21 protein-coding genes are annotated in these 26717 nt (G+C 51.9%); 6 read left to right on the top strand and 15 right to left on the bottom strand.

All coding sequences use genetic code 11. The features are described from left to right. Positions 1–7: 7 nt before the first annotated feature. Complete coding sequence (locus CWC46_RS12690) at positions 8–1273, bottom strand: 4-aminobutyrate--2-oxoglutarate transaminase (RefSeq protein ID WP_021016194.1); 1266 nt, start codon at positions 1271–1273, stop codon at positions 8–10. A gap of 127 nt (positions 1274–1400) precedes the next feature. Between CWC46_RS12690 and pdxR the strand changes: the two genes are divergently transcribed. Continuing rightward, entirely contained in the window at positions 1401–2894 is a 1494-nt protein-coding gene (gene pdxR, locus CWC46_RS12685; protein ID WP_021016195.1) for a MocR-like pyridoxine biosynthesis transcription factor PdxR, read from the top strand. Positions 2895–3169: 275 nt separating this feature from the next. Beyond that, complete coding sequence (locus CWC46_RS12680) at positions 3170–4264, top strand: ABC transporter ATP-binding protein (protein WP_021016196.1); 1095 nt, start codon at positions 3170–3172, stop codon at positions 4262–4264. A gap of 366 nt (positions 4265–4630) precedes the next feature. On the opposite strand, the gene CWC46_RS12675 is transcribed toward CWC46_RS12680, so the two are convergent. Next, positions 4631–4879, bottom strand: coding sequence for a GlsB/YeaQ/YmgE family stress response membrane protein (locus CWC46_RS12675; RefSeq protein ID WP_021016197.1), 249 nt, complete (start codon positions 4877–4879; stop codon positions 4631–4633). 276 nt (positions 4880–5155) lie between these two features. Between CWC46_RS12675 and CWC46_RS12665 the strand changes: the two genes are divergently transcribed. After that, entirely contained in the window at positions 5156–6076 is a 921-nt protein-coding gene (locus CWC46_RS12665) for a LysR family transcriptional regulator (RefSeq protein WP_084297658.1), read from the top strand. Between the two features lie 3 nt (positions 6077–6079). Here the strand turns inward: CWC46_RS12665 and mdcH are convergent, their stop codons facing one another. From mdcH to CWC46_RS12600, 13 genes are all read right to left on the bottom strand, one after another. After that, positions 6080–7015 carry a malonate decarboxylase subunit epsilon gene (gene mdcH, locus CWC46_RS12660; RefSeq protein ID WP_021016200.1) on the bottom strand — a complete coding sequence of 312 codons (936 nt, stop codon included), beginning with the start codon at positions 7013–7015 and terminating at the stop codon, positions 6080–6082. Further along, positions 7012–7638, bottom strand: coding sequence for a malonate decarboxylase holo-ACP synthase (locus CWC46_RS12655; RefSeq protein WP_021016201.1), 627 nt, complete (start codon positions 7636–7638; stop codon positions 7012–7014). Before CWC46_RS12655 ends, mdcH begins: the two co-directional genes overlap by 4 nt. Positions 7639–7651: 13 nt before the next feature. Continuing rightward, positions 7652–8611, bottom strand: coding sequence for an AEC family transporter (locus CWC46_RS12650; RefSeq protein WP_021016202.1), 960 nt, complete (start codon positions 8609–8611; stop codon positions 7652–7654). A gap of 166 nt (positions 8612–8777) precedes the next feature. After that, complete coding sequence (gene mdcE / locus CWC46_RS12645; RefSeq protein ID WP_021016203.1) at positions 8778–9584, bottom strand: biotin-independent malonate decarboxylase subunit gamma; 807 nt, start codon at positions 9582–9584, stop codon at positions 8778–8780. After that, the gene (locus CWC46_RS12640; protein WP_021016204.1) at positions 9581–10417 is read right to left on the bottom strand and encodes a biotin-independent malonate decarboxylase subunit beta; all 837 of its coding nucleotides are present in this window, start codon (positions 10415–10417) and stop codon (positions 9581–9583) included. Before CWC46_RS12640 ends, mdcE begins: the two co-directional genes overlap by 4 nt. Then, entirely contained in the window at positions 10410–10709 is a 300-nt protein-coding gene (locus CWC46_RS12635; RefSeq protein WP_021016205.1) for a malonate decarboxylase subunit delta, read from the bottom strand. Before CWC46_RS12635 ends, CWC46_RS12640 begins: the two co-directional genes overlap by 8 nt. A gap of 9 nt (positions 10710–10718) precedes the next feature. Further along, entirely contained in the window at positions 10719–11591 is an 873-nt protein-coding gene (locus CWC46_RS12630; protein WP_416354400.1) for a triphosphoribosyl-dephospho-CoA synthase, read from the bottom strand. After that, the gene (gene mdcA / locus CWC46_RS12625; protein ID WP_021016207.1) at positions 11585–13246 is read right to left on the bottom strand and encodes a malonate decarboxylase subunit alpha; all 1662 of its coding nucleotides are present in this window, start codon (positions 13244–13246) and stop codon (positions 11585–11587) included. The genes CWC46_RS12630 and mdcA overlap by 7 nt, the downstream gene beginning before the upstream one ends. A gap of 366 nt (positions 13247–13612) precedes the next feature. After that, positions 13613–14290, bottom strand: coding sequence for a respiratory nitrate reductase subunit gamma (narI, locus tag CWC46_RS12620; RefSeq protein WP_021016208.1), 678 nt, complete (start codon positions 14288–14290; stop codon positions 13613–13615). Beyond that, positions 14290–15009: a nitrate reductase molybdenum cofactor assembly chaperone gene (gene narJ, locus CWC46_RS12615; protein ID WP_021016209.1), complete on the bottom strand. Its 720-nt coding sequence runs from the start codon at positions 15007–15009 to the stop codon at positions 14290–14292. The genes narI and narJ overlap by 1 nt, the downstream gene beginning before the upstream one ends. After that, positions 15002–16567: a nitrate reductase subunit beta gene (gene narH / locus CWC46_RS12610; RefSeq protein WP_021016210.1), complete on the bottom strand. Its 1566-nt coding sequence runs from the start codon at positions 16565–16567 to the stop codon at positions 15002–15004. Before narH ends, narJ begins: the two co-directional genes overlap by 8 nt. Continuing rightward, positions 16567–20343 (bottom strand): nitrate reductase subunit alpha, encoded by a 3777-nt coding sequence (locus CWC46_RS12605; protein WP_021016211.1) that lies wholly within the window; start codon positions 20341–20343, stop codon positions 16567–16569. Before CWC46_RS12605 ends, narH begins: the two co-directional genes overlap by 1 nt. Before the next feature lie 611 nt (positions 20344–20954). Next, complete coding sequence (locus tag CWC46_RS12600; RefSeq protein WP_021016212.1) at positions 20955–22346, bottom strand: NarK family nitrate/nitrite MFS transporter; 1392 nt, start codon at positions 22344–22346, stop codon at positions 20955–20957. 336 nt (positions 22347–22682) lie between these two features. Between CWC46_RS12600 and narX the strand changes: the two genes are divergently transcribed. From narX to CWC46_RS12585, 3 genes are all read left to right on the top strand, one after another. Next, positions 22683–24491: a nitrate/nitrite two-component system sensor histidine kinase NarX gene (gene narX, locus CWC46_RS12595; RefSeq protein WP_021016213.1), complete on the top strand. Its 1809-nt coding sequence runs from the start codon at positions 22683–22685 to the stop codon at positions 24489–24491. Next, complete coding sequence (narL, locus tag CWC46_RS12590) at positions 24484–25137, top strand: two-component system response regulator NarL (RefSeq protein ID WP_021016214.1); 654 nt, start codon at positions 24484–24486, stop codon at positions 25135–25137. The genes narX and narL overlap by 8 nt, the downstream gene beginning before the upstream one ends. Positions 25138–25385: 248 nt before the next feature. Then, entirely contained in the window at positions 25386–26663 is a 1278-nt protein-coding gene (locus CWC46_RS12585; protein WP_021016215.1) for an acyltransferase family protein, read from the top strand. The last annotated feature ends 54 nt before the right edge of the window (positions 26664–26717 follow it).

The following is a 26717-nucleotide window of genomic DNA, read 5'->3' as shown; positions in this document are numbered from 1 at the left end:
TATCCTTTTACTGAGTCAGGACGCGGGTCAGGATGTCCAATGCTTTACTGAACTGAGCATCAGGAATGGTCAGCGGGTACAGGAAACGGATCACGTTGCCATGCACACCACATGTCAGCAGCAGCAGCCCCTGATTCAGCGCCTCTTTTTGGAATGTCTTGGTAATCTCCGCACTAGGTTTACCCGTTTGCGGATCATTGAATTCTACCGCCACCATTGAGCCACGGGCACGAATATCGACGATCGCCGGGCACTTCGCTTTCAGACTTCTCAGCGTCTCTACCAGTGTGGCTCCCAGTTGCTGCGCACGCTGGCACAGTTTTTCGTCTTCAATCACATCCAGTACCGCCAGAGCTGACGCCACCGCCAGGGGGTTACCAGCATAGGTGCCACCCAGTCCGCCCGGTCCTGGGGCATCCATCACGTCAGCGCGACCAACCACGCCGGAAATCGGGAAACCGCCCCCCAGGCTTTTCGCCATGGTGATCAGATCCGCTTTTTCTTCGTAATACTCCATCGCAAACACTTTGCCAGTACGGGCAAAACCGCTTTGTACTTCATCGGCAATCAACAATATGCCGTGCTCATCACACAGTTTACGCAGTGCGCTGATGAATTCCGGTGGCGCCACATTGAAACCGCCTTCACCCTGTACCGGTTCCAGCAGAATAGCCGCCACCTGATCAGCAGCAATATCGGTATGCAGCAAACGATCGATATTTTCCAGCGACTGTTCTACCGTGACGCCATTATGCTCGCTAGGATATACCGCGTGAAAAATGGACCCTGGGAATGGGCCAAAACCAGTGGAATAAGGTGCCACTTTGCCAGTCAATGTCATGGTCAGCAATGTACGGCCATGAAAAGCAGCGTTAAAGGCAATCACACCAGGGCGTTTGGTATAAGCACGCGCAATTTTCACTGCATTTTCAACAGCTTCAGCACCCGTCGTGAAGAAAGTGGTTTTTGCCGGCCCGTGGATAGGCGCTATCGCATTGATACGTTCGGCCAGCGTGATATAGCTGCCATAAGGCACAACCTGATAAGCGGTGTGAGTAAAACACTCCAGCTGTTCACGCACTGCAGCCAGAATTTTCGGATGGCGATGGCCAGTGTTCAGCACTGCAATCCCAGCAGAAAAATCAATATATTCATGGCCTTCCACATCCCACAACGTGGCATTCTCCGCCTTGGCAGCAAAGAAATCACACATTACCCCTACACCACGCGGCGTGGCGGCCAAACGGCGTTGATTTAATTCGCTATTATTCATTTTCTGCTCCGATTCGATGAACACACCCAATAGGTTATGACTGACAATTTTATGCCTTAGTGTTGCTATTTATGCGCGCTATGGCCCTATAATCCAGAGCCAGTTTTTAATATTTGAGGGGTCCACTTTGCGCTCACTACTGACTGACTTGCTATTGCAGGGGCTGGAAAGCCAACAGGAAGGCACATTAAACAAACGTCTTTACGATACTATCCGGCTGGCCATTCTGGAGGGTGCCATTACAGCTGGGCGGCGCTTGCCCTCTTCGCGGGATCTGGCGCAGCAGCTTTCGCTGTCACGCAACACAGTGATCGCCGCCTATGAACAGTTACTCGCCGAAGGATACATCGAAACCCGTACCGGTAGCGGTACTTATGTAACAGAACAGCTGCCGGACACGGCAATTCCGAACTTGCGTGACGATACTGAACCCGCCCCCAGTCCAGTGGTACAGGAGTTTTCCCGCCGGGGCCTGCATTTGCTGGGTTATGCCGGAGCATCGGCAAAACAATGGGGGGCTTTTATGCCGGGCATTCCTGACATCACCAGCTTTCCACATGATCTGTGGCGACGGCTGCAAACTCGTCTCGCTCGTCGACTCAAACCGGAACAGCTCTCCTATTCACCAATCGGCGGATGCCCGGAACTACAGCGCTCGCTGGTGGACTACCTGCGGATCGCACGCTCAGTAGAATGCACGCCGGATCAGATTCTGATTACCGAAGGGACACATCAGGCAATGGATTTGCTGGCAAAAATGCTGTGCAATCCTGGCGATCTGGCCTGGCTTGAAGACCCATGCTATTGGGGGATGCGTAACGTACTGACTATCAATGGCCTACGGGTCGCCCCGATAGAAGTGGATGAGCAAGGTATGGTGCCGCCGGATAAGGTTTCCCCTCAATGGGTGCCACGCCTGATTTGCGTTACACCATCCCACCAGTACCCTCTGGGGTCAGTAATGAGCCTGGCGCGTCGTCAACGGTTGTTGGCGCTGGCCCAAGAGCACGGAAGCTGGGTGATTGAAGACGACTATGACAGTGAATTCCGTTTCTCCGGTAGCCCAATTCCAGCGTTACAAGGGTTAAAAAACCAGCCGCCGGTGATTTACATCGGTACTTTCAGCAAAACGCTGTATCCCGGTTTGCGAGTGAGTTATATGGTGCTGCCCCCTCATCTGGCCCAGGAACTGAAAATTGCCCATGCCGAGCTGTACCGCGGTGGACATTTACTGACTCAGCTAACACTGAGCCAGTTTATCAGTGAAGGACATTACGCCGCACATATCCGCCGTATGCGTCTGCTGTATGCCCGCCGTCGCACCCTGCTAAGCGAATTGATCGTACAGCATCTGGGTGAAGACTATCTGGGATACAACAGTAACGCCGGGCTGCACCTGATTATGCGGTTACCCGATACAGTGGATGATGTGGTACTCAGCGCTCGCATTCTTCAACGCGGTGTGATGGTAAAACCGCTCTCCAGCTACTATCTGCACCCCACTCATCAACGAGGTCTGTTACTGGGTTACGCCAGTGTGGACGAAGATGAAATGGTGCGAGCATTCGGCGTGATTGTCACCAGTCTGAATGAGCTGAAAGCGTTACCTGATGTTGGGTAATCGCAAGGAAAAAGTGCACTTTTTTAGTGCCCTTAATTAACAATAGATCACTATTTTGAGGCATAGGTTATAAGTCTGATCACACGGACAGTGAGAAAATATGGTCAATATGCCCAGTTTTAAGATTTCATGCATCACCACAGGTAGAACGTGTGGCTCATGCGTTCAGCGTGCCGATTTATCCTGACAACCCTGCTCGTCATGCGCCCATTTCATTAATAGGCATGGTTTATGCATATAACTTGCTGTTCCAGACACAGTGAGAGAATGAAATAATGAAAACCTATGTCAGCTTCAAGAATATTCAGAAAACCTACGATGGCGATCGATTAGTGGTAAAGAATCTTAATCTGGATATTCAGGAAGGCGAATTTCTGACCATGCTGGGGCCATCCGGTTCTGGCAAAACCACCAGTCTGATGATGCTGGCCGGGTTTGAAACCCCGACGCAAGGGGAAATCCTGTTGCGCGACACACCATTACATCATCTGCCGCCGCATCAACGCGGTATTGGGATGGTCTTCCAAAACTATGCGCTTTTCCCGCATATGACCGTGGCAGAGAATCTGGCATTCCCCCTGTCGATCCGCCGCATGAATCGCAGCGATATCAAAGAAAAAGTGGATCGGGTATTGGATCGGGTGAAATTGACAAATCTGGCGGATCGCTATCCGGCACAGATGTCCGGCGGCCAACAACAGCGTGTAGCGCTAGCCAGAGCTCTGGTGTTTGAACCCCGTCTGGTATTAATGGATGAACCGCTGGGTGCATTGGATAAACAGTTACGCGAACACATGCAGTTGGAAATCAAGGCACTACATCAGGCACTGGAGCTGACGGTAGTCTATGTTACTCACGATCAGAGTGAAGCGATGACTATGTCTGATCGGGTGGCGGTATTTAACGATGGCATCATTCAGCAGATGGATTATCCCAACGATATTTATGAGCGTCCACAGAACGCATTTGTTGCCCAGTTTATTGGTGAAAACAACACACTGATCGGCACGCAAACAGGTACCGATGGCGATTATTACCATGTGAGTCTGGATGACGGCACCATGCTGAAAGCACTGAAAGTCCGGCCAAGTTCACCGGGTAAAAAGATTACGTTGTGCATCCGGCCCGAACGGGTAAAAGTTAATGACGAACATTTACCCACCAGCGCACAGCAGATGAATGCCCGTATTCAGCAGTTTATCTATCTGGGCGACCACGTCCGTTTAATAACTGAAGTCGCCGGACAGCCACAGTTTATGATAAAAATGTCCGCCAACGAGGTGAATCCGGCCTGGAAAATCGGTTCGGAAGTAAAACTGTCCTGGATGCCGGAAAACCTGCGAGCGTTGGATGTCGTCACGACGCACTAAGACGGATGTGTATATTTGCTGGCATCGTGATGCATGTCAGTCAGGCGAAGTAGCCACCACGTTCGGCATCCCTTCTGGAACCAAACGTAGTGGCTACTTCAACAACAGGATTAAGTGAAGCGTATTGTAGTTTACGTCTACCTTTAACCGGTTGAAGTCCCTTCCGGAAACCATTTCGATTTACATCGCTGGGTAAAAGTAGCCACGATTTCCTCGTGTATTGCCTGCTTCGGATTGAGCGCCGAGTCAAATGGGTAACCCTCTGGCGTTTGGAGAAAGAGAGAGGTAAATACCCTGGGAGCGTTTAAAACAACAGCAGATGTTGAAGAGATCCGCATCCCCAAGGACGCGGATAATGAATACTGGCTAGCTGCGAATATTACGGTAAATCAATAATACGACCACCGCGCCAATAACCGCTACAGCAAAACTACCAATATTGAAACCATTGACCCGGCCAAAACCAAAGAACGTACTGATATACCCCCCCACCACAGCACCGATAATCCCCAACAAAACGGTCATAACAAAGCCGCTGCCATCCTGTCCAGGTATAATCCATTTAGCAAGAATGCCGGCGATCAAACCAAAGATAATCCATGAAATAATGCCCATAAATACCTTATCCTCTTAGTTTCTACGCCTGTAACCTCAGGCCAATCTGCTTAGCGACTTAAGCATTGCACCAAATGCGCAAACTTACAAAAAATCAAACCGGTAAATCCATAAAACAGACAATTCTTTTTCTGAACACACAACGCTCCGGTGCGAGTAAAATCCGGCTGAGATCAAAAAAAGCAGATAAATCCATCGTTATCTCCGCAATCGATAAAAACACTATGCTCAAATTTGATAAGGTACGGGCCTGACTCCGCACCACAGACGGTTATGATGATCGACAGTGATATTACGCTTAAAAAGCTAGAAATTTTTCTGGCATTTATGGACACAGAACATATAGGCCGGGCCGCAGAACAGTTGAACCTGAGCAGTGTCAGCGTACATCGCGCATTACACACACTGGAGGAGGGTTTTCGTTGCCCGTTGTTTATTCATCGTGGTCGCAGCTTGATCCCTTTACCTTCCGCACACACACTTATGGATTTCGCCCGCGATATCGTCGGGCTGACAGAGAAAGGTATTCAACAAACCCGGCAAGTGGCAGGTTTTGGTCAGCAACGCATGAAGATTGGCACCATGTATTCCCTGACATTGGAAACTGTCCCCCGTTTGATTATGGGGTTAAAAGTCCGCCGCCCGGAAATCGAAATTGACCTGACGATGGGCTCTAACCGAGACCTGCTCATTCAGTTGGAAAATCAACAGTTGGATGCCATTCTGATTTCGGTTTCTGATAGTCAGGTTGATGCCAGCCATTTCGAAATACTCCCCCTGTTTAAGGATGATATTTTTTTGGCGGCACCGGCCGACTCACCTCTGATCGTGGACGGCCCGGCTGACTTACGTGATTTTCGCGACCAGAAATTCGTTGCGCTGACAGAAGGTTTTGCCACCTACCACGGATTCAGCGAAGCCTTTCAGATTGCTGGTTTTGAGCCGGATATTGTTACCCGCGTCAACGATATTTTTTCAATGATCAGTCTGGTGCAGGCTGGTGTGGGTTATACCCTGTTACCCGGACGGATGAAGAAAGTCTATGAAAATGGCGTACATCTCATGCCACTGTGTGATGACTACCCAATGCGTCAAACCATTGCGCTGGTGTTTGCCCGCAATCGCGAGCTGGATCCTAATGTTTTGGCACTGGCGGCAGAAGGCAGAATGTACGCTCGTGCTGTTGGTACCGTTTGAGTTTTACCGGGCATACCGGCGATAGCGGGCCACAATTTCCGTCACTGCCTTCACCCCCAATTGACAACGGGAAATAGCTTCACCCTGCACCAATGCTCGTCGGGTTAATCCGGTAAGCACCGCGCCGGGCGGCATTTCGATAGCCAGTTGCACACCCCGTTCGCTGGCCGCAATCATCGCGTCATGCCAATGCACAGTACGCGCCATATTCAATGCCAGATCCCGTGAAATCTGCTCTGGTTGCCAGTACACCCGCCCATTGCTGCCACTCAGGTAAGCGACTCGCGGACGCTGCACCTTGACTTTCTGTAAGGCATCGGACAGTTGCTGTGCCGCCTCATCCAGTAAAGCACAATGCGAAGGTACACTGACTGCCAACCGCTGAGCTTTATGGGCGCCAGCGTCACGAGCCCGTTGTATCACTCGTTGCATCGCTGCATCACTGCCGGCAATCACCATCTGATCTTCAGCGTTAATATTCGCCAGATAGACTGGTGATGCCACGCTATACTCTTCTGCCAGCAGTCGTTCCATCTGCGGTTGTAGCAAACCGCTTATTGCTGTCAAACCATAACCTTGCGGATAGGCGCATTCCATCAATTCCCCACGCAACGCCACCAGGCGTACCGCATCGCTGAAATCCAGCGCTCCGGAAATCACCGCGGCGGGGAAGGCGCCAATAGACAAGCCACTGACGATGTCCGGCGTGACGTCCAACATGTCCAATTCGGTGGCATAAGCCACACCGGCAATCAGCAGGCACAGTTGAACTGCGCGGGTGTGATGCAGCGCAGAATCGCTATCCAGCGTTAGCACATTCTCACTCAGCGCATCACTGGCTTGCACGACCAGTTGTCGCGAGGCCATATTATCCGGTAACTGATGCAACATACCCGCGACTTGCGCCCCCTGCCCGGGAAACGTAAACAAAATTTTCATAGCGTCATCTCATCGGTGCCCCACGGAGAAACAGATAGCCGTGGGCCAGTATTGGTTTTTATCAGTACCCGATCACTACGCAACCACTCCAGCAAGGCAAAGCCGCCTTGTGGTGTTTCAATCTGGACATCCATACGGCATGGTATTAATTGCAGGCACTGTGTCAGCTCAATCAACGTTGTGCGTTCAACCGGCTGCGGACAACGCACCACGATATCCAGATCACTGTCGTCATGCATCACCGGAAGCCCGGTTGCCAGCGCATAGCCACAACTGCCGGTCACACCCCAATGCCAGTTTCTCAACAGGCGTAGCAAACTCATCAGCGCCTGTACTGGCGGCAGGGAAATGAATGGAGAACGCAATAAAACAAAGGCGTCGGTCACCAGTGACTCGGGGGTTGTGATTCGATGCACAGCCGCAGCGTCTACCCAGACGGCAGCCCGCTGACTACGTTGCGTCCCACGAATGCCCGCAGGAATTCGTCCGGCATGGTGTCTGTCCCGACGGACTATCAGTGGTAGATCGATATGCCATTGCCGACTTACCCATTCAGGCAGTTCCTGTTCGGTGCCCAATGCAGCAAGATCAGCAACCCAGATCAAATCATGCGGACGAATCATCGACAGACTCCAGTTACAATCCGGCAGTCAAGGTGATAAACAACGGCAATGTGATGATACACAGCATCGAGCTAATCAGCAGTGTAGCCTCAGCATCCGGCGACTGTACGCCGAAACGGTTGCCAAAGACGATGCCAAAGAAACCGGCAGACAGAGCAATCATCAGGATCGCAGTAATCGCCACTTCGCCATGTAGTCCCAGTCCCAATACGAGTCCCCATGCCAGTAGTGGCTGCACCAGCAGTTTGGTGATACTGGCAATCACTACCGCACCATTCACCTTCAGCTTACGGGCGGACAAAATGACACCGGTCAGGAACAGTGCCGACGCGGTTGCCGACAGACCTAGCGGTTTAATCGATGTCAGTACGATTTCCGGCATATGGATCCCTACGGCTGAGAGTACCACCCCCAGCAGCGGTCCCCAGACAATCGGTTTTTTCACCGAGCGCCACATCAGTACCGGTAGCATCGCAAGAGTGGAACCCTGCGCCTGACCTGCGGCTAGCGCCTTCTCCCGTTCCAGAATCAGCAGGCAGAACGGCGTCATCAGCACCGATCCGCAGGCAATGGATACCGCCACCGACAGCGACGTGGTAGTGGATCCCCCCAGTACGCTACCGAGGATTGGCAGGCCGAGAGCAGCATAGTTAGGCAGCGCCACTGTCAACGTGAGTACCGCCGAATCCTGTGGTGATTTGTGCAGCACACGCGTACAGAAAAAATAGATCGCCGCATAGGTAATCCACATCGCCAGAACCAGCACCACAATCAGTGGCGATTTGTCGACAATGCCGCGCCAGGGCGTCTGTACGGTTGCGCTGAACAGCGCAGCCGGCAGGGCAAAATCCATAACAAAAATATTCAGCAAAGACACATTCTGGTTATCCACCATTTTGGCCTTTCCTGCGTAGAAACCCAGCAACATGATAAGAAAAATCGGGGCCAAGGCATGAATAATCACGTAGGTCATAAATCACCTGTTACCAATAAGAAAAAATTGTTGATGGTACATTCAGCCTGATGTCTGCACGTTGTGGCGATTATCAGGCAGGTGTCAACGTGCTGGTGCGCACTTTTTGCCGCACACACCAGCGCGCACAGCGCGTTTTAGAAAGGTAGGCAACGCATGCCATGCACTACCATTCAGCGCGCATACGTTCCCGCACCAGTTGAGAACTGTGGCGGTTTTTCGCACCTAACCGATTACGCAGATCAGTACCTTGTTGACGGGCAGAGGTAATCGCATCACTAATCGCCGTGTATACCTGTGTTTGTTCATCAACACTGGCATTAAGCGGATCCACGATGGTCAGCAACTGATCCAGCAGCCCCAATGAGTGATAATTTTCAATGTCATAAGCCATCGGCGGAATAGTGGCGGCCAGTTTTTCCAATGCTTCCACCGAGCGCAGTGTAATACGCGCCGCAGAGGCTTTACCCATGGCATGGATCATCACGCCTGCGTCATTGAAAGCGATCAACCGATTAGCCTGATAACCATGCGCCAGAAACGCGCCGGACATCGCCTTGCCGACGATGAGACCAATCACCGGATGCCCCGCCAGTCGAGCACTGGCATAAGCGCCAGCCGCGCCAGCCAGCGCCTGATGGATGCCGAACGCTTCTTCCCGACGACCATAAGCCTGGCTGGCAACGTCGATGATAGCCACGATGGCTCGTTTTTGTGTTTGCTGACGATCTTCCGCCACCACCTGCGTGACCACTTTCGCTAGCGTCCAGCCTTCCAGCAGCCCGACTTCGCCGTGAGCAGCCCGCGGATACTGGTTATTGGCATCCGGTACTACAGCAATAAAACGAGCGGCCTGTCCGTCAATGTCACCGTCAGCGGCACGGACAGATGGACAGAGTCCCGTTACCGGTACGGCTCCCGCAGTGAGTAGTGAAAACCAATACGCTCCGCGGCTTAAAGGTAAAGTACTCATGCGCGTTCCTCCCGGGTAAATAACTGTTCGGTCAGCGCGGCGCTAGCCTGCTGGCGGGTATCAAAAGAAGTCAACCGGTTCAAGAACCAGTCAAACCGTTCCGAGCGATGCTGTTCCGGTACACCACGTTCCAGACATGCCTGCATGGCAGCTTTTACCGCTGGAAGTGAATCGGCCACTTCCCGATCCACAAAACCACTGCGATAACGCACTGAGCCGCCGGTCATACTCCAGATAAACGGACGATCACGGGAGTCATACTCATCAATTCCGGCTTCCTGCTCGATGACCTGTGGACCATTGAGGCCGAGCCGGGCTTCGCGGGTAACGATCAGGTAACTACACAATCCGGCGGCAATCGACATACCGCCAAAACACCCCACCGTCCCAGCAACAATGCCGATAACGGGGGTATAACGACGTAGATCGACAATTGCGGCATGAATATCAGCTATCGCTGCCAATCCGAGATTGGCCTCCTGCAAACGCACACCACCGGTTTCCAGCAGCAGCACAGCCTGCGTGGGAATACCTTTGCGGTTATCCTCTGCGGCCAACTCCAGTGCCGACGCCATCTTGGCACCAGAGACTTCCCCCATGCTGCCGCCTTGAAACGCCCCTTCTACCGCAATCACCACCGTCGAATTACCGTTGATGGTGCCTTTGGCGACCACCATCCCGTCATCCGCCTGCGTCACAATGCCCTGCGGTTCCAGCCACGGCGACGTGATGCGCTCAAACGGCCCCAGTAACTCGTGGAACGTCCCGTCATCCAGCAGGTTACACGCCCGCTGGCGAGCACTCAGTTCAATAAAGCTGATGGCATCACGCATGGCTGGCCTCCTCGAAAACCTGTTCGATGCGTAACCGCGCTACACCCGGCGTGGCACCAAAATCATTAATGTCCAGACGGCCAGTGGGCAACGTCGTCAAGGTATTCAGCCGGTCAAACAGCATTTGCCAGTGAACCCGACTGCCGTCAACGGACGTTTTAATCCTGATTGTCAATGTCTGATCCGTGGCGGGTTCATACAAAGCTTCCAGATCACCGGAGCCCACCACGCCCACCAATGCTCTGCCCGGCAGGCTTTGTTGTGCCGGATAACGTAATTCAATACTTTCCATAACGTCCTCTTATCTGGTTACTCCACGGGCCGAGGCCCGATCGAGAAACAATGCGGCGGCGAGTAAATCTGCCGCGCCGCCGGGAGATGCGTTGTACTGCAACAGATGCTTTTCCAATGTTGCCAGCGCCTGACGCCCGTCTGGATGGGAAAAACCACCGGCGGTAAGTACCTGTCTGGCACCTTGTTGCATCGCATCCAGCGCCGCCATCCCACCACGAGACAACACGCAGGTGTCACTCAGACTAGTCATGATTGCCATTAGCGCATCCAGTCTGGCGGCCTGCTCACCACTGTTCATCGCCCGGCTACGCCATAGCTGCGGTAATGCCAGCCGTATCACATGAGGAAACCCTTGCTGCGCTTCTTCCCGCGCACCGGGAACTTGATAGCGGCGGGTGGCGATCAACCCCTTACTGAAGCGTTTAGGACTGGCAGAGTCAGACAGTTGTGCCAGTTGTGCCGCCTGTTGCGCCACCTGTTCAGGTGCGCCTCGGCCACCGAGCATGCCAGAGGCCGTTACCAATAACCCCAGTGCCCAAATGGCGCCGCGATGAGTATTGACGCCAGCGGTGGCCTGCATCATGACAACTTCACCCTCACGTCCTATTTCTCCGATCTCCCGGCGCAGCGCGACATCGGCTCGGCGTTGCCAACCCGCCAGCGCCAGCGCATGAAATGTCGGTTGCAGGCTATAGGCAGAACGCTCCATCAGTGCCAGCGACAGATCCTGATGAGCACCGTTGCCACGGCTGTCCACCAGGCCCGGTTTTGGCGACAAGCGAACCTCATCCAGTAGTGCATGAGTCGCCTGTTCTGCCAGAAAAGCGGCACCGGTCTCAGCAGCGCGATCGAAAAAGCAGGAAGGAGATAGCATTACCAGCTCCGGAATTTAGCCGGTGGGTTATACAATCCGCCGGACCATTCAACCAAATCGGAAATGCTGCCCGCCGCCAACAGCGAACGACTTGCATCGGTACGGCGAATCCCCATATCTTCCGGGAATACCACCTTGCCTTCCTGCCGCAGGCTTGCCACGCGTTTGGCATCTACGCCCAAACCGATATCAGTAATGCCTGCCACTGCGGCGACCATTGCCCGCCGTTCTTCCAGCGATTTGGCGCGGTACAGGTAGGCGATCCCTTCCTCAGTCAGAACATGGGTGACGTCATCACCGTAAATCATGACCGGCGCTAACGGCATTGATGTCTCTTTAGCGACATCAACAGCATCAAGTTTTTCCACGAATGTGGGTTTGGCGCCTGCCTGGAAGGTTTCCACCATCTGTACTACCAGCTTGCGGCCGCGCTGAAGCGGATCGGGTTCCTCAATCATGTCCAGCCAGGCTGGGGTAGCGTGACGACGACCATGCGGATCGTGCCCCATGTTGGGTGCGCCGCCGAAGCCGGACAAGCGCCCGCGGGTAACGGTAGACGAGTGCGCCAGCCCATCAACCTGTAAAGTTGAACCAATGAACATATCGACGGCGTACTGCCCGGCCATCTGGCAGAATGCGCGATTGGAGCGCATCGAGCCGTCTCTGCCGGTAAAGAAAACATCCGGGCGAGCGGCAATATAGTCTTCCATACCCAGTTCGCCACCAAAGCAATGAACGGTATCTACCCATCCGCTTTCAATCGCTGGAATCAAGGTCGGATGCGGATTCAGCGTCCAGTGTTTGCAGATCTTCCCTTTCAATCCCAGTTGTTCACCATAGGTGGGCAATAGCAGTTCGATGGCGGCAGTGTTAAAACCAATACCGTGGTTGAGTGACTGCACCTGGTGTTTGGCATAAATGCCTTTGATGGCCATCATTGCCATCAGCACATGCACGGGTTTGATCAGACGAGGGTCACGGGTAAACAGCGGTTCGATAAAGAATGGCTTGTCGGCTACCACCACGAAATCAACCCATGAGCCGGGAATATCCACACGTGGCAGATCGCACTCATCTTCCACCAACTCATTCACCTGAGCGATCACAATGCCGTCTTTAAACGCGGCGGCTTCCACCAATGCCGGGGTATCCTCGGTGCTCGGCCCGGTGTACAGATTACCGTGGCGATCGGCTTTGTAACCGGCGATAAGGGCCACATTCGGCACTAAATCCACATACAGTCGAGCATAAAGTTCGATATAGGTGTGAATAGCACCAATTTCCAGTAAACCATCTTCCAGCAACTGCGAAATACGCAGGCTCTGAGTGCCGGAAAACGAGAAGTCCAACTTGCGGGCAATACCTTTCTCAAAAATATCCAGATGTTCCGGTCGCCCGACACTAGGCATGATCATATGCAGATCATGAATATGTGATGCGCTCACCTCCGCTAATTGGCGAGACAGAAAATCCGCCTGCTTCTGGTTGTTTCCTTCCAGAATGACACGATCGCCGGGCGCAATAAGCTTTTCCAGTGCGGCGATGATGTCATCGGTGGGAATCACTTTTCCTGAGACCAAACCCTGTACGCTCTCAATACGCCGACGCTTTTCCTGACGACGGGTATCCCAAACGCGTGTGGGTTGCTGTTGAAACGACATATATAAACCTCCCCGGTTATTTATTACGTATTACGCGGGTCGCGTTTTTGCGTAGCAATAGAATAGGAAGGCAGCGACTGGCTATCAATTAACCACCTGTTACAAACGTTAGCCTGGGAGTAATGGAAAATTTTAGAGTATAAAAATCAATTAGTTATGATGTGTGAGATAGTGGCAGCGTCACAGTTGGTCTGAAATCCAGCCCGTTTGAAACGTGGTGGAGATGAAATACAGTGGATTTAAAACATTGAAATGATACGCGGCGTAAAGCCATCTTGCTTTACGCCGCCCTATTTAACCGGTGTGGTTAGTGCACCAGCATAACCAAAAAAACCGATTTTCCTATCTGTTCAGCATTAATATCAGTTAATGTCGGTTCCTCACCAGTTGATAACGGCGCGTCAGATATTCCACCGGCGCGCTCCAGATATGCACCAGCCGGCAAAATGGGAACAGCAGGAACAGCGTCATCCCCAGCACCAAATGCAGTTTGAAAATCAGCGCCACATCGGTCAGATGCCCAGACGCGCCACCACGAAACGTCACCACGGCCTGCGCCCATTCCACCAACTTCATCATTTCGCTGCCATCCATGTGTCGGGCAGAGAATGGGATAGTCAACAGTCCTAGCACCGCCTGAATGACCAGCAGTGTCATGATCAAAATATCGCCGGTAGTGGACGTAGCCCGCACTCGCGGGTTAGTCAGGCGGCGCTTCAACAGTAAACCACCCCCTACCAGCGTCAGCACGCCACATAGTCCGCCACCGAACATGGCCATTTTCTGCTTAACTTCAAGCGGCAAAAATGCTTCGTACACCCAGTGTGGCGTCAGCATGCCGAACAGATGGCCGCCCAGTACCCCGAGAATGCCGATGTGGAACAGATTGGAGGCCAGTCGCATCCCTTTTTTATCCAGCATCTGGCTGGAGCCTGCACGCCAGCTGTACTGCCCGTAGTCATAACGCAACCAGCTACCGATCAGGAACACCGCACCGGCAATATAAGGATAAATATCGAAAAAAAACAGGTTGATATAATACATTAGCATCCTCCTTTTACCGGCGTGGTATCAAGATTCAGGTATTGTGGTACCACCGCGCCAGTGAAGCGGCGCTGATGTTGAGTCTGTTGCGCCGATGCGCAACCCTGCTCACCGAGGAATTTGACCTGCTCCTCTTCCCACACGGCGTCCAGCGCTTGCGGGGTGTCATCACGGGCTTCGTGGGCGATGCTTTTAGTGACATTGTCACTTCTAAGTGCGCTACCGGAAATCGACAACAACAGATCAAACAGCACGGCATACTGGCTGTCACGTTGCTGCAAGCGGGCTCCCAGCAATGCCAGAATTGTCGCGATATCCGTTAATCCGGCACGACTCTGGTCTGGTTTTCGCTGCGCCAGATACTCCAGATACAGCGGCAAATAGTCTGGCAGCTCTTTACTGTCCAGCATCAGGCCGGCCTGACGATACTGTTCCATCAAATCCACCATCGCCTGACCACGATCGCGCGATTCACCGTGTACATGCTCAAACAGCAACAGTGAAGTAGCACGACCACGGTCAAACAGCTCACAGTATTGCGCCTGTCTATCTAATAAGTCTGATCGGTAAAAATCACCGATAAACTGCATCAGTTGAGCGCTCTGACGCAATGACAGTTCCTCCGTCTGCTCTATTGCCTCCAGTAGCGCCGATTGGTTTTCCCACAGTTCGCGGTCCGGGTAGTCCAGCAGACGGGCAATCACCTGAAGACTAATCATGACCGTTCTCCCGCATGATTTTGCTGTTCATATCCCGCGTCTTGCTACTGACATCAATGGCATCAATACGGCGGCTATTGAACAGGTTGAACGGAGAATCGCTGCCGTGACAGCCGTCACCGAAGCTAAACCCGCAACTTTTGCTTTCCGGGAAGGCTTCCCGCGCTATTTCACGATGGCTGGAGGGAACCACAAAGCGATCTTCAAAATTGGCAATTGCCAGATAGCGGTACATTTCCTGAGCCTGCGCTTCAGTTAAGCCCACCTGCTCCAACGCACGAGTATCGGTAATGCCATCTACCGTTTCAGCCCGCTTGTAGTGGCGCATGGCCAGCATACGTTTCAACGCCAGCAACACCGGTTGAGTGTCCCCTGCCGTCAGCAGGTTAGCCAGATATTGCACCGGAATACGCAGGCTTTCGACATCCGGCAAGATGCCGCTGTGTGCCAGTTCACCAGCATCAGCAGCAGACTGAATCGGTGACAGAGGCGGCACATACCACACCATTGGCAACGTGCGATATTCCGGGTGCAGCGGTAGCGCCAGCTTCCAGTCCACCGCCATTTTGTACACCGGTGACTGCTGCGCGGCATCAATGACGCTCAGTGGTATGCCATCTTTCAACGCTTGCTCAATGACTACCGGGTCATGTGGGTCGAGGAAAATATCCAATTGACGCTGATACAGGTTCTGTTCGTTATCCGCTGATGCCGCCTGTTCAATGCAGTCTGCGTCATACAGTAAAACCCCAAGATAGCGGATCCGTCCCACGCAGGTTTCCGAGCACAGCGTTGGCATGCCGGACTCAATGCGCGGATAACAGAAAATACATTTTTCCGACTTGCCACTTTTCCAGTTGAAGTAGATTTTTTTGTACGGGCAACCGGTCAGGCACATACGCCAGCCACGGCATTTATCCTGGTCAATCAGTACAATGCCGTCTTCGGCGCGTTTGTAGATGGCGCCACTCGGACAGGTCGCTACACAAGCCGGGTTCAGGCAGTGCTCACACAGCCGTGGTAAATACATCATGAAGGTATTTTCGAACTGGCCGTACATCGCGCTCTGCATCTGGTCGAAATTTTTATCCAACGCACGTTTACTGAATTCGCCCCCCAGATCGTCTTCCCAGTTCGGACCGTTTTCGATCTTCTTCATGCGCTGACCGGTAATCAGCGAGCGTGGGCGCGCTACCGGCTGATGCTTGCCTTCCGGGGCCTGTTGCAGATGCTGGTAGTCATAATCAAACGGCTCGTAGTAGTCATCGATGGACGGCACATCCGGATTGGCAAAAATCTTTGCCAGTACGCCGACACGACTGCCCATCCGTGGTTCCAGCTTGCCGTTGATTTTTCGGATCCAGCCACCTTTCCACTTCTCCTGATCTTCCCAGGCATGAGGATATCCAACGCCAGGTTTGGTTTCGACGTTATTAAACCAGGCGTACTCCATACCTTCACGGCTGGTCCAGACGTTTTTGCAAGTGACCGAGCAGGTATGACACCCAATGCATTTATCGAGGTTCAGCACCATGCCAACTTGTGAACGAATTTTCATTAGGCTTTCTCCTGCCGGCGTTTAGCTGCTGTGCTGTTGGTCTGGATATCGTCCTGGCCTTCGTCATCCAGCCAGTCAATACGCTTCATTTTGCGAACCACCACAAACTCGTCACGGTTGGAACCCACGGTGCCGTAGTAGTTGAAACCATAGGCCAGTTGCGCATATCCCCCAATCATGTGTGTTGGTTTCGGACAGATGCGAGTCACAGAGTTATGAATACCACCGCGCTGTCCGGTCATTTCCGAGCCGGGCAGATTCAAAATACGTTCCTGTGCGTGGTACATCATGGTCATACCGGCAGGAATACGCTGGCTCACCACGGCGCGAGCCGTCAGAGAACCGTTGACGTTAAACGCTTCAATCCAGTCATTATCCACAATGTCCAGATCGCGGGCATCGTCTTCGCTCAGCCAGACAATCGGACCACCGCGTCCCAGCGTTAGCATCAACAGGTTATCGCTGTAGGTGGAGTGAATGCCCCACTTCTGATGCGGCGTCAGAAAGCTCAGCACCTTTTCCGGATTACCATTCGATTTTTTGTTCAGCAACAGTGTGGTCGTGCGGGTATCCACAGGCGGGCGGTAGACCAGCAGACCCTCGCCAAAGGCGCGCATCCATTCGTGATCCTGATACAACTGCTGGCGACCCGATAGCGTGCGCCACGGAATTAGCTCGTGAACGTTGGTGTAACAGGCATTGTAAGACACGTGCTCATCTTCCAGACCGGACCAGGTGGGGCTGGAGATAATCTTGCGCGGCTGAGCCTGAAGATCGCGAAAGCGAATTTTTTCATCCTTTTTCGACTGTGCCAAATGAATGTGGTCGCGCCCCGTCACCTTGCTCAGTGCGGCCCAGGCTTTAACCGCCACCTGGCCGTTGGTTTCCGGTGCCAGCGACAAAATCACTTCGGCAGCATCAATCGCAGTTTCAATCTTCGGTCGCCCGACGGCAGTACCTTCTGCCTTGGTGTAGTTCAGTTTTTTCAGAAAATCGATTTCCGTCTGGGTGTTCCAGCTAATGCCTTTACCGCCATTTCCCAGCTTATCCATCAACGGACCGAGTGATGTAAAGCGCGCATAAGTATTCGGATAGTCGCGTTCCACCACCATAATATGTGGCGCGGTTTTCCCTGGAATCAGGTCACATTCGCCTTTTTTCCAATCCTGTACACCCAACGGCTGCGCCAGTTCAGCGGCAGAATCATGCTGAATCGGCAACGTCACCACGTCGGTTTCAGTACCTAAATGTCCCTGACACACGCGGGAAAATACACTGGCGAGACCTTTATAAATGTCCCAGTCACTTTTGGATTCCCAGGCCGGATCGACTGCCGCCGATAACGGATGAATAAACGGATGCATGTCCGACGTATTCATATCGTCTTTCTCGTACCAGGTGGCGGTGGGCAGCACAATATCCGAATAGAGGCAGGTACTGGACATGCGGAAATCGAGCGTTACCACCAGATCCAGCTTCCCTTCACCGCCCTGATCCTGCCATTCCACTTCTTCCGGTTTCACTCCGCCCTGAACGCCCAGATCTTGTCCCTGAATACCGTGCTCTGTACCCAGCAGATATTTGAGCATGTATTCATGGCCTTTACCGGACGAGCCCAGTAGGTTGGAACGCCAGACAAACAGGTTCCGTGGGAAGTTCTGCGGGTCATCCGGTTGCTCGGCCGCAAAACGTAACTCGCCGGATTTCAGTGCAGCGACCGTGTACTCCTGCGGCGTCATGTCGGCGGCTTGCGCTTTGGCGGCGATATGCAGCGGGTTAGTGTCCAGTTGCGGCGCCGACGGCAACCAGCCCATGCGTTCGGCGCGCACGTTGAAATCAATCATGCTGCCGGTAAAGCGGGATTTATCCGCCAGTGGCGACAGGAGTTCTTGTGGCGTTACGGTTTCATAACGCCATTGGCTAGAGTGGTTGTAGAAAAACGAGGTGCTGTTCATGTGGCGTGGCGGACGCTGCCAGTCGAGAGCAAACGCCAGCGGCAGCCAGCCGGTTTGCGGGCGCAGCTTTTCCTGTCCGACGTAATGCGCCCAGCCACCACCGCTCTGACCGACACAACCACAGAAAACCAGCATATTGATCAGCCCACGGTAGTTCATGTCCAGGTGATACCAATGGTTCATTCCGGCACCGACGATAATCATTGACCGGCCGTGGGTTTTATCCGCATTATCGGCAAATTCACGGGCGACACGAATAATGTTCTGTCGGGAAACGCCAGTGATCTGCTCAGCCCACGCCGGACTGTATGCCTTCACCTGATCATAATCCTTGGCACAGTTGTCATCCTGTAGGCCGCGGTCTACACCGTAGTTAGCCAGCGTCAGATCATACACGCTGGCCACCAGCGCATCGCTGCCATCCGCCAGTTGCAGGCGTTTGACGGGCAGCTGATGCAACAGGATTTCATCCAGTCCGACACTGTTGAAATGTTCGCTGGTGATGCCACCGAAATAAGGGAACCCCACCGGTACAACATCGTCATGGGTCCCTAGTAAGCTAAGGCGCAGACTAACATCCTGCTGGCTGGTTCCATCGCGCTGCTCCAGATTCCATTTGCCCTGTTCCCCCCAGCGATAGCCGATGGAGCCCTGCGGGGCGGTGAGATTGCCACTGTGCTCATCAATCGCAACTGTTTTCCACTGCGGGTTATTGTCCTGCCCCAGATTATCGATCAGATCCGCCGCCCGCAGCAGCCGACCAGCAGCGTAATAACCGTCATTACGGGGTTCTAACAGCACCAGCATTGGCATATCGGTGTACTGACGAACATATTCGATAAAATAGTGGCTCGGACGTTCCAGATGAAACTCTTTCAGGATCACATGGCCCATTGCCAGCGCCATCGCGCTATCGGTGCCCTGCTTCGGATTCAGCCACAGATCACACAGTTTGGCGATTTCCGCATAGTCTGGCGTAATCGCTACCGTTTTGGTGCCTTTGTAACGGACCTCACTAAAGAAATGCGCATCCGGGGTACGCGTTTGCGGCACGTTGGAACCCCAGGCAATGATATAGGACGAGTTGTACCAGTCGGCAGATTCCGGTACGTCAGTCTGCTCACCCCAGGTTTGCGGTGAAGCGGGCGGCAAGTCACAGTACCAGTCGTAAAAACTGAGGCAAACACCCCCCAGCAGCGACAGATAGCGAGCACCAGCAGCATAGGACACCATCGACATGGCCGGAATCGGCGAGAAACCGATGATACGATCAGGACCAAAGGTTTTGGCGGTATAAACATTAGCCGCCGCAATCAGTTCGTTGGCTTCATTCCAGTCAGAACGCACAAAGCCGCCGCGACCACGTACCTGTTTGTAGCTGCGAACTTTTTCCACATCACCGACAATTGATGCCCAGGCATCCACGGGATCGCGATGATGTTGTTTGGCTTCGCGCCACAATGTGATCAGTTGTTTGCGCATCATCGGATATTTCAGACGGTTAGCACTGTACAGATACCAGGAGTAACTGGCACCGCGTGGGCAACCACGGGGTTCATGATTTGGCAAATCCGGGCGGGTACGTGGATAGTCGGTTTGCTGGGTTTCCCAGGTGACCAGCCCGTTTTTAACGTAGATTTTCCAACTGCACGATCCGGTACAGTTGACACCATGTGTCGACCGTACCACTTTGTCATACTGCCAGCGGCTACGGTAACCATCTTCCCAATCACGATTGGTATTAAGGGTTTGACCATGACCATCAGAAAATGGCTCGGCTAGTTGTTTAAAGTAGCGTAACCGGTCAAGAAATTTGCTCATCCGGACTCTCCTGCTGCGGAGCCTGCTGGCCCCTGTAGTTATAAACTTGTAGTTATAAAATGTCCGTAGCAGACGCGTAGGCTTTGCTTACGACACATCGCTCAATTTGCCGCTAGGTTAGCCAGCGCGTCATAAGTCAAAATTGATGGTGATCAAGAGAGATGGAGCCGGGATCAACGGGTAACGGGTAAAATACCACCAAAGGGTGATATACCTTTTTGAAATCAAGACATTGATAAATAAATAGATTATTAACCTGATAAATAAATGACAGGCACAGGATTTATACCTGCAACTATTTGGGGGTAGCCGCAGAAACATGCTTACCAGAATGAATTTTCTCTTTATTTAAAGGTGAGGCACCACTTGATTTTTCCATTAAGAATGTTGTAACTAAATTAACACCACAGCGAAACTCGTAAATCTCGTTTTACATAAATTCCGCATTGCCTGGGATAGTGAAAAAGTATGTGACTGGCGATTAAGCAGAGAAAAAAGGCAGGGATCAACAGCAACTGACTGGCTTGCTTATTGCAGAAATTGGATACCGAGCATATCGGTAAGAACATGCCCGGTTCCAGAGAAGTCATCCCTGACTACTCACTCGTCAGTCACTGACTTTTTTTGCGACCGTAGCACAGCCAGGTAATCAGCACACAAACCGCATAGAACACCACGAAAATTTTCATCGCGCCAGCTGGCGATCCAGTCAGTTCCAGCGAAGTCCCGAACGCTTTCGGGATAAAGAACCCGCCAATCGCGCCCATCGCGGAAATGAACCCAAGTGCGGCAGCCGTATCGGTAACGGCACTGCGCTGCGCGTCTTCATTACTTCCGCCACTGGCCTTGACCCGCGTCAGTGTCAATCCACGGAAAATCACGGCAATCATCTGGAAAGTGGAACCACTTCCCAGTCCCGCCGTCAGGAACAACAACATGAAAATACCAAAGAACAGTGGGAAAGAACCCTCATTGCCGGTTCCTGGCAGTGAAATGAACAACAGAGCGGAAAGTATCGACATCAGGATAAAGTTAATCAATGTCACCCGAACACCACCAAAGCGGTCGGATAGCATCCCCCCCACCGGACGTGCCAATGCTCCCAGCAACGGCCCAAAGAAGGCGTAATGCAGAATGACGATACTCGGGAACTGGGTTTTGGATAGCATGGCAAAACCTGCAGAAAATCCAATAAACGACCCGAACGCGGCGAGGTACAACACACTGAGTATCCACAGATGTGAGCGCTTCAGCACCGGTAGCTGTTGACGCAGAGAAGCTTTGGCAGCGCTCAGGTCGTTCATACCGAACCAGGCGGCGCCAGCCGCGATCAGCAGAAACGGCACCCACACCCACGGCGCATTCTGTAACTGAATGATACTGCCGTCCGGTTGGGCAACGCCTTTACCGGTAAAACTCAATATCGGTAGAAAAATCACCACCGGCACCAGCAGTTGCATCACGCTGACGCCCAGGTTACCGAAGCCGCCGTTTAATCCCAGCGCCCCACCCTGACGGGCTTTCGGAAAAAAGAAGCTGATATTGGCCATGCTGGACGCGAAATTCGCCCCCGCAAAACCGCACAGCAGCGAAATGACCATAAATTCATGATAGGAGGTTTGCAGGTTCTGCACGGCAAACCCCAACCACACACAGGGGATCACCAGAACAAGGGTACTCAGGATAGTCCAACGACGTCCTCCCATCAGCGGAATAACAAACGAATAGGGTATGCGTAGCAGCGCACCGGAAACCGACGGGAGCGCCGTCAACATAAATAGTTGCTCAGTGGTGAAATGAAAGCCTACTTTATTGAGATTAACCGCTACCGTGCTGAACAACATCCAGACACAAAATGCCAGTAACAGACAAGGAATAGATATCCATAAATTGCGTTGGGCAATACCCTGCCCACGGGTTTGCCAGAATTGCGGATCTTCCGGGTACCACTCCCTGATCACCGTCTCACGTGGCGTGATTTGAGTCATTGTTGGCTGCGTCATAAAAACCTCGGTCAATAGAAACACCTGTATGGTTACGCGTCACATTAGGGGTTACACCGCTGGCAAAGTTGATATAAATCAACCGGGTGTTAGGTAAAAAAACGCCCCCCAAATCGTCACACTCCTTAATGAGTAACATCACGGAGAAAATTAAATCTTTAATTTCATATTTTTATATCTCATCCCATTATTTCTGTTCTAACGCATAATGGTAGGTGGAAATTTGGTGGTACTCAGTTATAGGTATGGGGTTATCCGTGAGGATAGGGAAAAATACCGACAGGGTGACATCTTCCGATGTGGATTTTCTACTCCTCGGTCATAGGGGGTTTCTACATGTTCAAACGCTTTCTGCTACCGCTATCGCTGGTTAACCAGGTAGCACTAATGATGCTGTTACTGGGCATACTCGGTATTGCCGGCATGGCGGTTTCCAGTTGGATGGCACAAAGCATTCAGGGAAACGCGCACGCTATCAATAAAGCCGGTTCACTACGTATGCAAAGCTATCGACTACTGTCAATGGTGCCTTTATCCGACAATCATAAAGTCTATCTTCAGGCTCTTGAACGGGATGAAACCAGCAGCGATTTGCAACAGGCGGTACAGCGTGAAGGATTGGGGCAACAATTTGATACGTTGCAACAATACTGGATGGTATCGTTAAAACCCCATTTACAGCGGGCTACCCGGCCAATCGATGCATCTGCCGAGGTAGCCGGTTATGTCACACAACTGGATGCGCTGGTCTCCGCCATTGACCATAAAACGGAAGAGCGTTTACGGCTGGTTGCACAGGTGCAGCGCATATTTATTGCCACCATGCTTCTGCTGCTGATAAGCACTATCGTCTATCTGCGTCGCCGTCTACTCCGCCCCTGGCAACAGTTGGTTTCCATGTCTCAGGCAATTGGCCGTGGTGATTTCGGACAGCGGGTGATGATCAGCGGAAAAGACGAAATGGGGACGTTGGCACAGGTGCTAAACAGCATGTCCGATGAATTGGCTGCCATCTATCGCGATCTGGAACAACGCGTAGAGGAAAAAACCGCCGACTTACAACAGAAAAATAGCACCCTCTCTTTTCTATACCGCGTCAGCCGCCGTCTGCATACCAGTATGCCTATTTGTAGCCGACTGATGCCAGTATTGGATGAGTTGAGTAAACTCGCTCCATTACGCGATATTCAGTTGCGGTTGTATGAAGATAACAACCAGGAACAATTTCATCAGTTCAGCCACGACGCATCACTCGATCTGGATCAATGTCCCGATGTCGGCTGCCAGTATTGCAGTACACAGGCACCGACACAGGAAACGCCGACGGAGCCACTATACTGGAATCTGAGTGACAAACTGGGGCACTACGGCGTCGTGCTGGCACGATTACCTACCGATACTCAGCTCAGCCAGGATCAACATCAATTACTTAACACGCTGTTGGAACAGTTGACCAGCACGCTGGCGCTGGAACGTCAGTCCAGCCACCAGCAGCAACTGATGCTGATGGAAGAACGGGCCACTATTGCCCGCGAACTGCATGACTCGATCGCCCAATCGCTTTCCTGCTTGAAAATTCAGGTAAGCTGCCTGCAAATGCAGAACGAAACATTGTCGCCAGAAACACAACAACAACTGTCGGCGATGCGGGATGAAATTAACACCGCCTATCGCCAGTTGCGTGAATTACTGACCACCTTCAGGCTTAAACTGTCCGAGCCTGGATTGCTGGCGGCGCTACGCACCACGACTGAGGAATTCGGTAAGCGGCTGGGTTATCCCATTAGTCTACTTTACCAACTTCCACCACAGGCGGTGTCTGCCCATCAGGGGATTCACCTACTGCAAATCGTGCGCGAAGCACTCAGTAATATCTATAAACATGCCAAGGCCACCCAGGTAGACATTAGATTATTGCAGCATCAGGGCCGGATTGTGCTCAGCGTGTGTGACAATGGAATCGGTATCACTGATGATGCCAGTCGCATCAATCACTATGGTTTGATCATCATGCACGATCGCGCTCGCAGTTTGCACGGCGACTTCACTATCCGGCGCTGTGATGAGGGAGGAACCGAAGTCAAGGTCAGTTTCATTGCCGACTATCATCACCCATCATCTTTAACGGGAGAACACAATGACTAACAACGAAGATGCAGCGACTCTTTTACTGATTGATGATCATCCCATGCTACGCAACGGCGTAAAACAGCTGATTAGCATGGATGCCGACTTACGCGTCGCCGGAGAAGCCTGCCATGGTGAACAAGGTGTGGAATTGGCCGAGCAGCTCGACCCGGATCTCATTTTGTTGGATTTGAATATGCCGGGAATGAACGGTCTGGAGACACTGAACCGGCTACGGGAAAAGCCGCTTTCCGGCCGGATTGTGGTGTTTAGTGTTTCTAATCATGAAGATGACGTGATCAATGCGCTGAAAAATGGCGCCGATGGTTATCTGCTCAAGGACATGGAGCCTGAAGATCTACTGGCCGCGTTACATCAGGCAGCGGCAGGGAAAATGGTATTAAGCGAAACGCTGACACCGATTCTGGCCGCCAATCTGCGGGAAAATCGCCATAACAGCGAACGAGATATTCAGCAACTCACACCGCGTGAAAAAGATATTCTTAAGCTGATCGCCCAAGGGTTATCGAATAAAGTCATCGCACGCAAGCTCACCATCACTGAAAGTACGGTAAAGGTACACGTAAAACATCTATTGAAAAAAATGAAATTGAAATCCCGCGTGGAAGCCGCTGTATGGGTATTACAAGAAAAAGTGTTCTAACGCAACCGACATGAAGTACAAGGAATATATATAAATTCTTATATAACCCTTTGTTTATTAATCCAATAATAAAATACACAGATATACGGTTCTATACATTACTTTTCATAATTACTTGTATATTGAGGCATTCAAAAGACTTCTCTTAATTTATAGCCGTTTTCCTAAATATTTCCCCATATTTATTGACTAGACTAGTGCTATTACTGCGCTTCATTGCGTTGTTATCAGGCACTGGAGGATAAATAATGCAAGTTGGTAGTAAAGAGCGATTTATCGGACTGGAATGGCTTCGCTTTCTGTTGGGCTGTTATGTCATGATTTATCATACATTCCATTTTTACCCGCAACGTAAAAGCATCCCTTTCCTCAGTGAACTGACCAGTATGGGATTCTTTGCCACCAGTACTTTTTTTGTACTGTCAGGTTTTTTGTTGACTCATGTCTACATTCGGAATGGCCAGTTACGAGAACCGGCACGGGTATTTTTAGCCAAGCGTTTCTTTAATCTGTATCCAATACATATTATCGGCTTAGTAACATCAATCCTGGCCGTTAGCCTGATGTACTGGCTAGCCATTCCTCCTGAAGGTCAGGCGGCCAGTGCCCGTTTTGTTATCTATGACAGCAATGATCCCAGTGTAAATCCTGAAACGTTGCGGCATTACATGACCAACAGCCAGTTGATGTTTAACAGCTTGCTGCAACTGTTGATGCTTCAGGCATGGAACCCTTATTTTCTGACGTTTAATGCGCCATTATGGTCTTTGTCCACCCTGTTTTTCTTTTATCTGTTATTTCCGTTGCTGGCACCCTGGTTGGTGAACCGCCGTTATCCCCGCCTGTGGCTGGCAATGATATGCCTATTCTACCTGGTGCCCGCTGTATTGGCCGTCTGGCACCAATGGTACGGCATACCTTATACCGGCTTATTGCAACGTGCGCCGCTCCTTCGTCTACCCGAGTTTTTGGCCGGTGTGCTTGGCTATGCTATTTTTCGCAAATGCCGTGACGGCCAATTGCCGGCACTGACATCCTGGCAAAACAGAGGGCTGGGATGTTTTATCGGATTAAGCTTTATTGCTGCCACCTGGTTGTTCACCCGGAGCGGAGCGCCTTATTGGTATTTTCTGCTGCACAACGGGTTACTGCTACCCGCACAGGTTGCACTGGTATATCTGTGTGCACAAGCCAAAGAACCCGACCACACCTGGATAAAAACCTGGTCGACTCGACTGGGAGCGACCTCATTATCTATTTTTGCGTTGCATGTCCCGCTGTTTAATCTGTTCCGCACGGGTGAACAACTGGTACGTGGTAATCCGATCGAGTGCTTCACTAATTGGTCACAGTGCATCAGCATAGCCGGTCAGGTGCAATTGTCACTTGTCGGTTACGGCATATTCCTGCTTTCCACCATTCTCCTTTGCCTGCTCTTTCAGGAACGGGTAGTCATCAAACTGCGTCAATCGCTGACAGCACGCTTTTTGTCTCCTCAGGCTGGGCCACCAAGTCGCGCGGTGTAATTATCTATTCCGCTATAACAGTGACAACAATATGATTCGCGTCATATATAGCGG

Source organism: Prodigiosinella confusarubida (genome assembly GCF_002847015.1).
Classification (GTDB): domain Bacteria; phylum Pseudomonadota; class Gammaproteobacteria; order Enterobacterales; family Enterobacteriaceae; genus Prodigiosinella; species Prodigiosinella aquatilis.
The sequence above is the reverse complement of the archived record's forward strand: the minus strand, read 5'-3'. Positions and strand labels throughout refer to the sequence as shown.

Bases quoted from the DNA above. Each gene is read 5' to 3' on its own strand.
- CWC46_RS12690 (WP_021016194.1), bottom strand. From the start codon at position 1,273: ATGAATAATAGCGAATTAAATCAACGCCGTTTGGCCGCCACGCCGCGT.
- CWC46_RS12680 (WP_021016196.1), top strand. From the start codon at position 3,170: ATGAAAACCTATGTCAGCTTCAAGAATATTCAGAAAACCTACGATGGC.
- CWC46_RS12675 (WP_021016197.1), bottom strand. From the start codon at position 4,879: ATGGGCATTATTTCATGGATTATCTTTGGTTTGATCGCCGGCATTCTT.
- CWC46_RS12665 (WP_084297658.1), top strand. From the start codon at position 5,156: ATGATCGACAGTGATATTACGCTTAAAAAGCTAGAAATTTTTCTGGCA.
- mdcH (WP_021016200.1), bottom strand. From the start codon at position 7,015: ATGAAAATTTTGTTTACGTTTCCCGGGCAGGGGGCGCAAGTCGCGGGT.
- CWC46_RS12655 (WP_021016201.1), bottom strand. From the start codon at position 7,638: ATGATTCGTCCGCATGATTTGATCTGGGTTGCTGATCTTGCTGCATTG.
- CWC46_RS12650 (WP_021016202.1), bottom strand. From the start codon at position 8,611: ATGACCTACGTGATTATTCATGCCTTGGCCCCGATTTTTCTTATCATG.
- mdcE (WP_021016203.1), bottom strand. From the start codon at position 9,584: ATGAGTACTTTACCTTTAAGCCGCGGAGCGTATTGGTTTTCACTACTC.
- CWC46_RS12640 (WP_021016204.1), bottom strand. From the start codon at position 10,417: ATGCGTGATGCCATCAGCTTTATTGAACTGAGTGCTCGCCAGCGGGCG.
- CWC46_RS12635 (WP_021016205.1), bottom strand. From the start codon at position 10,709: ATGGAAAGTATTGAATTACGTTATCCGGCACAACAAAGCCTGCCGGGC.
- mdcA (WP_021016207.1), bottom strand. From the start codon at position 13,246: ATGTCGTTTCAACAGCAACCCACACGCGTTTGGGATACCCGTCGTCAG.
- narI (WP_021016208.1), bottom strand. From the start codon at position 14,290: ATGTATTATATCAACCTGTTTTTTTTCGATATTTATCCTTATATTGCC.
- narJ (WP_021016209.1), bottom strand. From the start codon at position 15,009: ATGATTAGTCTTCAGGTGATTGCCCGTCTGCTGGACTACCCGGACCGC.
- narH (WP_021016210.1), bottom strand. From the start codon at position 16,567: ATGAAAATTCGTTCACAAGTTGGCATGGTGCTGAACCTCGATAAATGC.
- CWC46_RS12605 (WP_021016211.1), bottom strand. From the start codon at position 20,343: ATGAGCAAATTTCTTGACCGGTTACGCTACTTTAAACAACTAGCCGAG.
- CWC46_RS12600 (WP_021016212.1), bottom strand. From the start codon at position 22,346: ATGACGCAGCCAACAATGACTCAAATCACGCCACGTGAGACGGTGATC.
- narX (WP_021016213.1), top strand. From the start codon at position 22,683: ATGTTCAAACGCTTTCTGCTACCGCTATCGCTGGTTAACCAGGTAGCA.
- narL (WP_021016214.1), top strand. From the start codon at position 24,484: ATGACTAACAACGAAGATGCAGCGACTCTTTTACTGATTGATGATCAT.
- CWC46_RS12585 (WP_021016215.1), top strand. From the start codon at position 25,386: ATGCAAGTTGGTAGTAAAGAGCGATTTATCGGACTGGAATGGCTTCGC.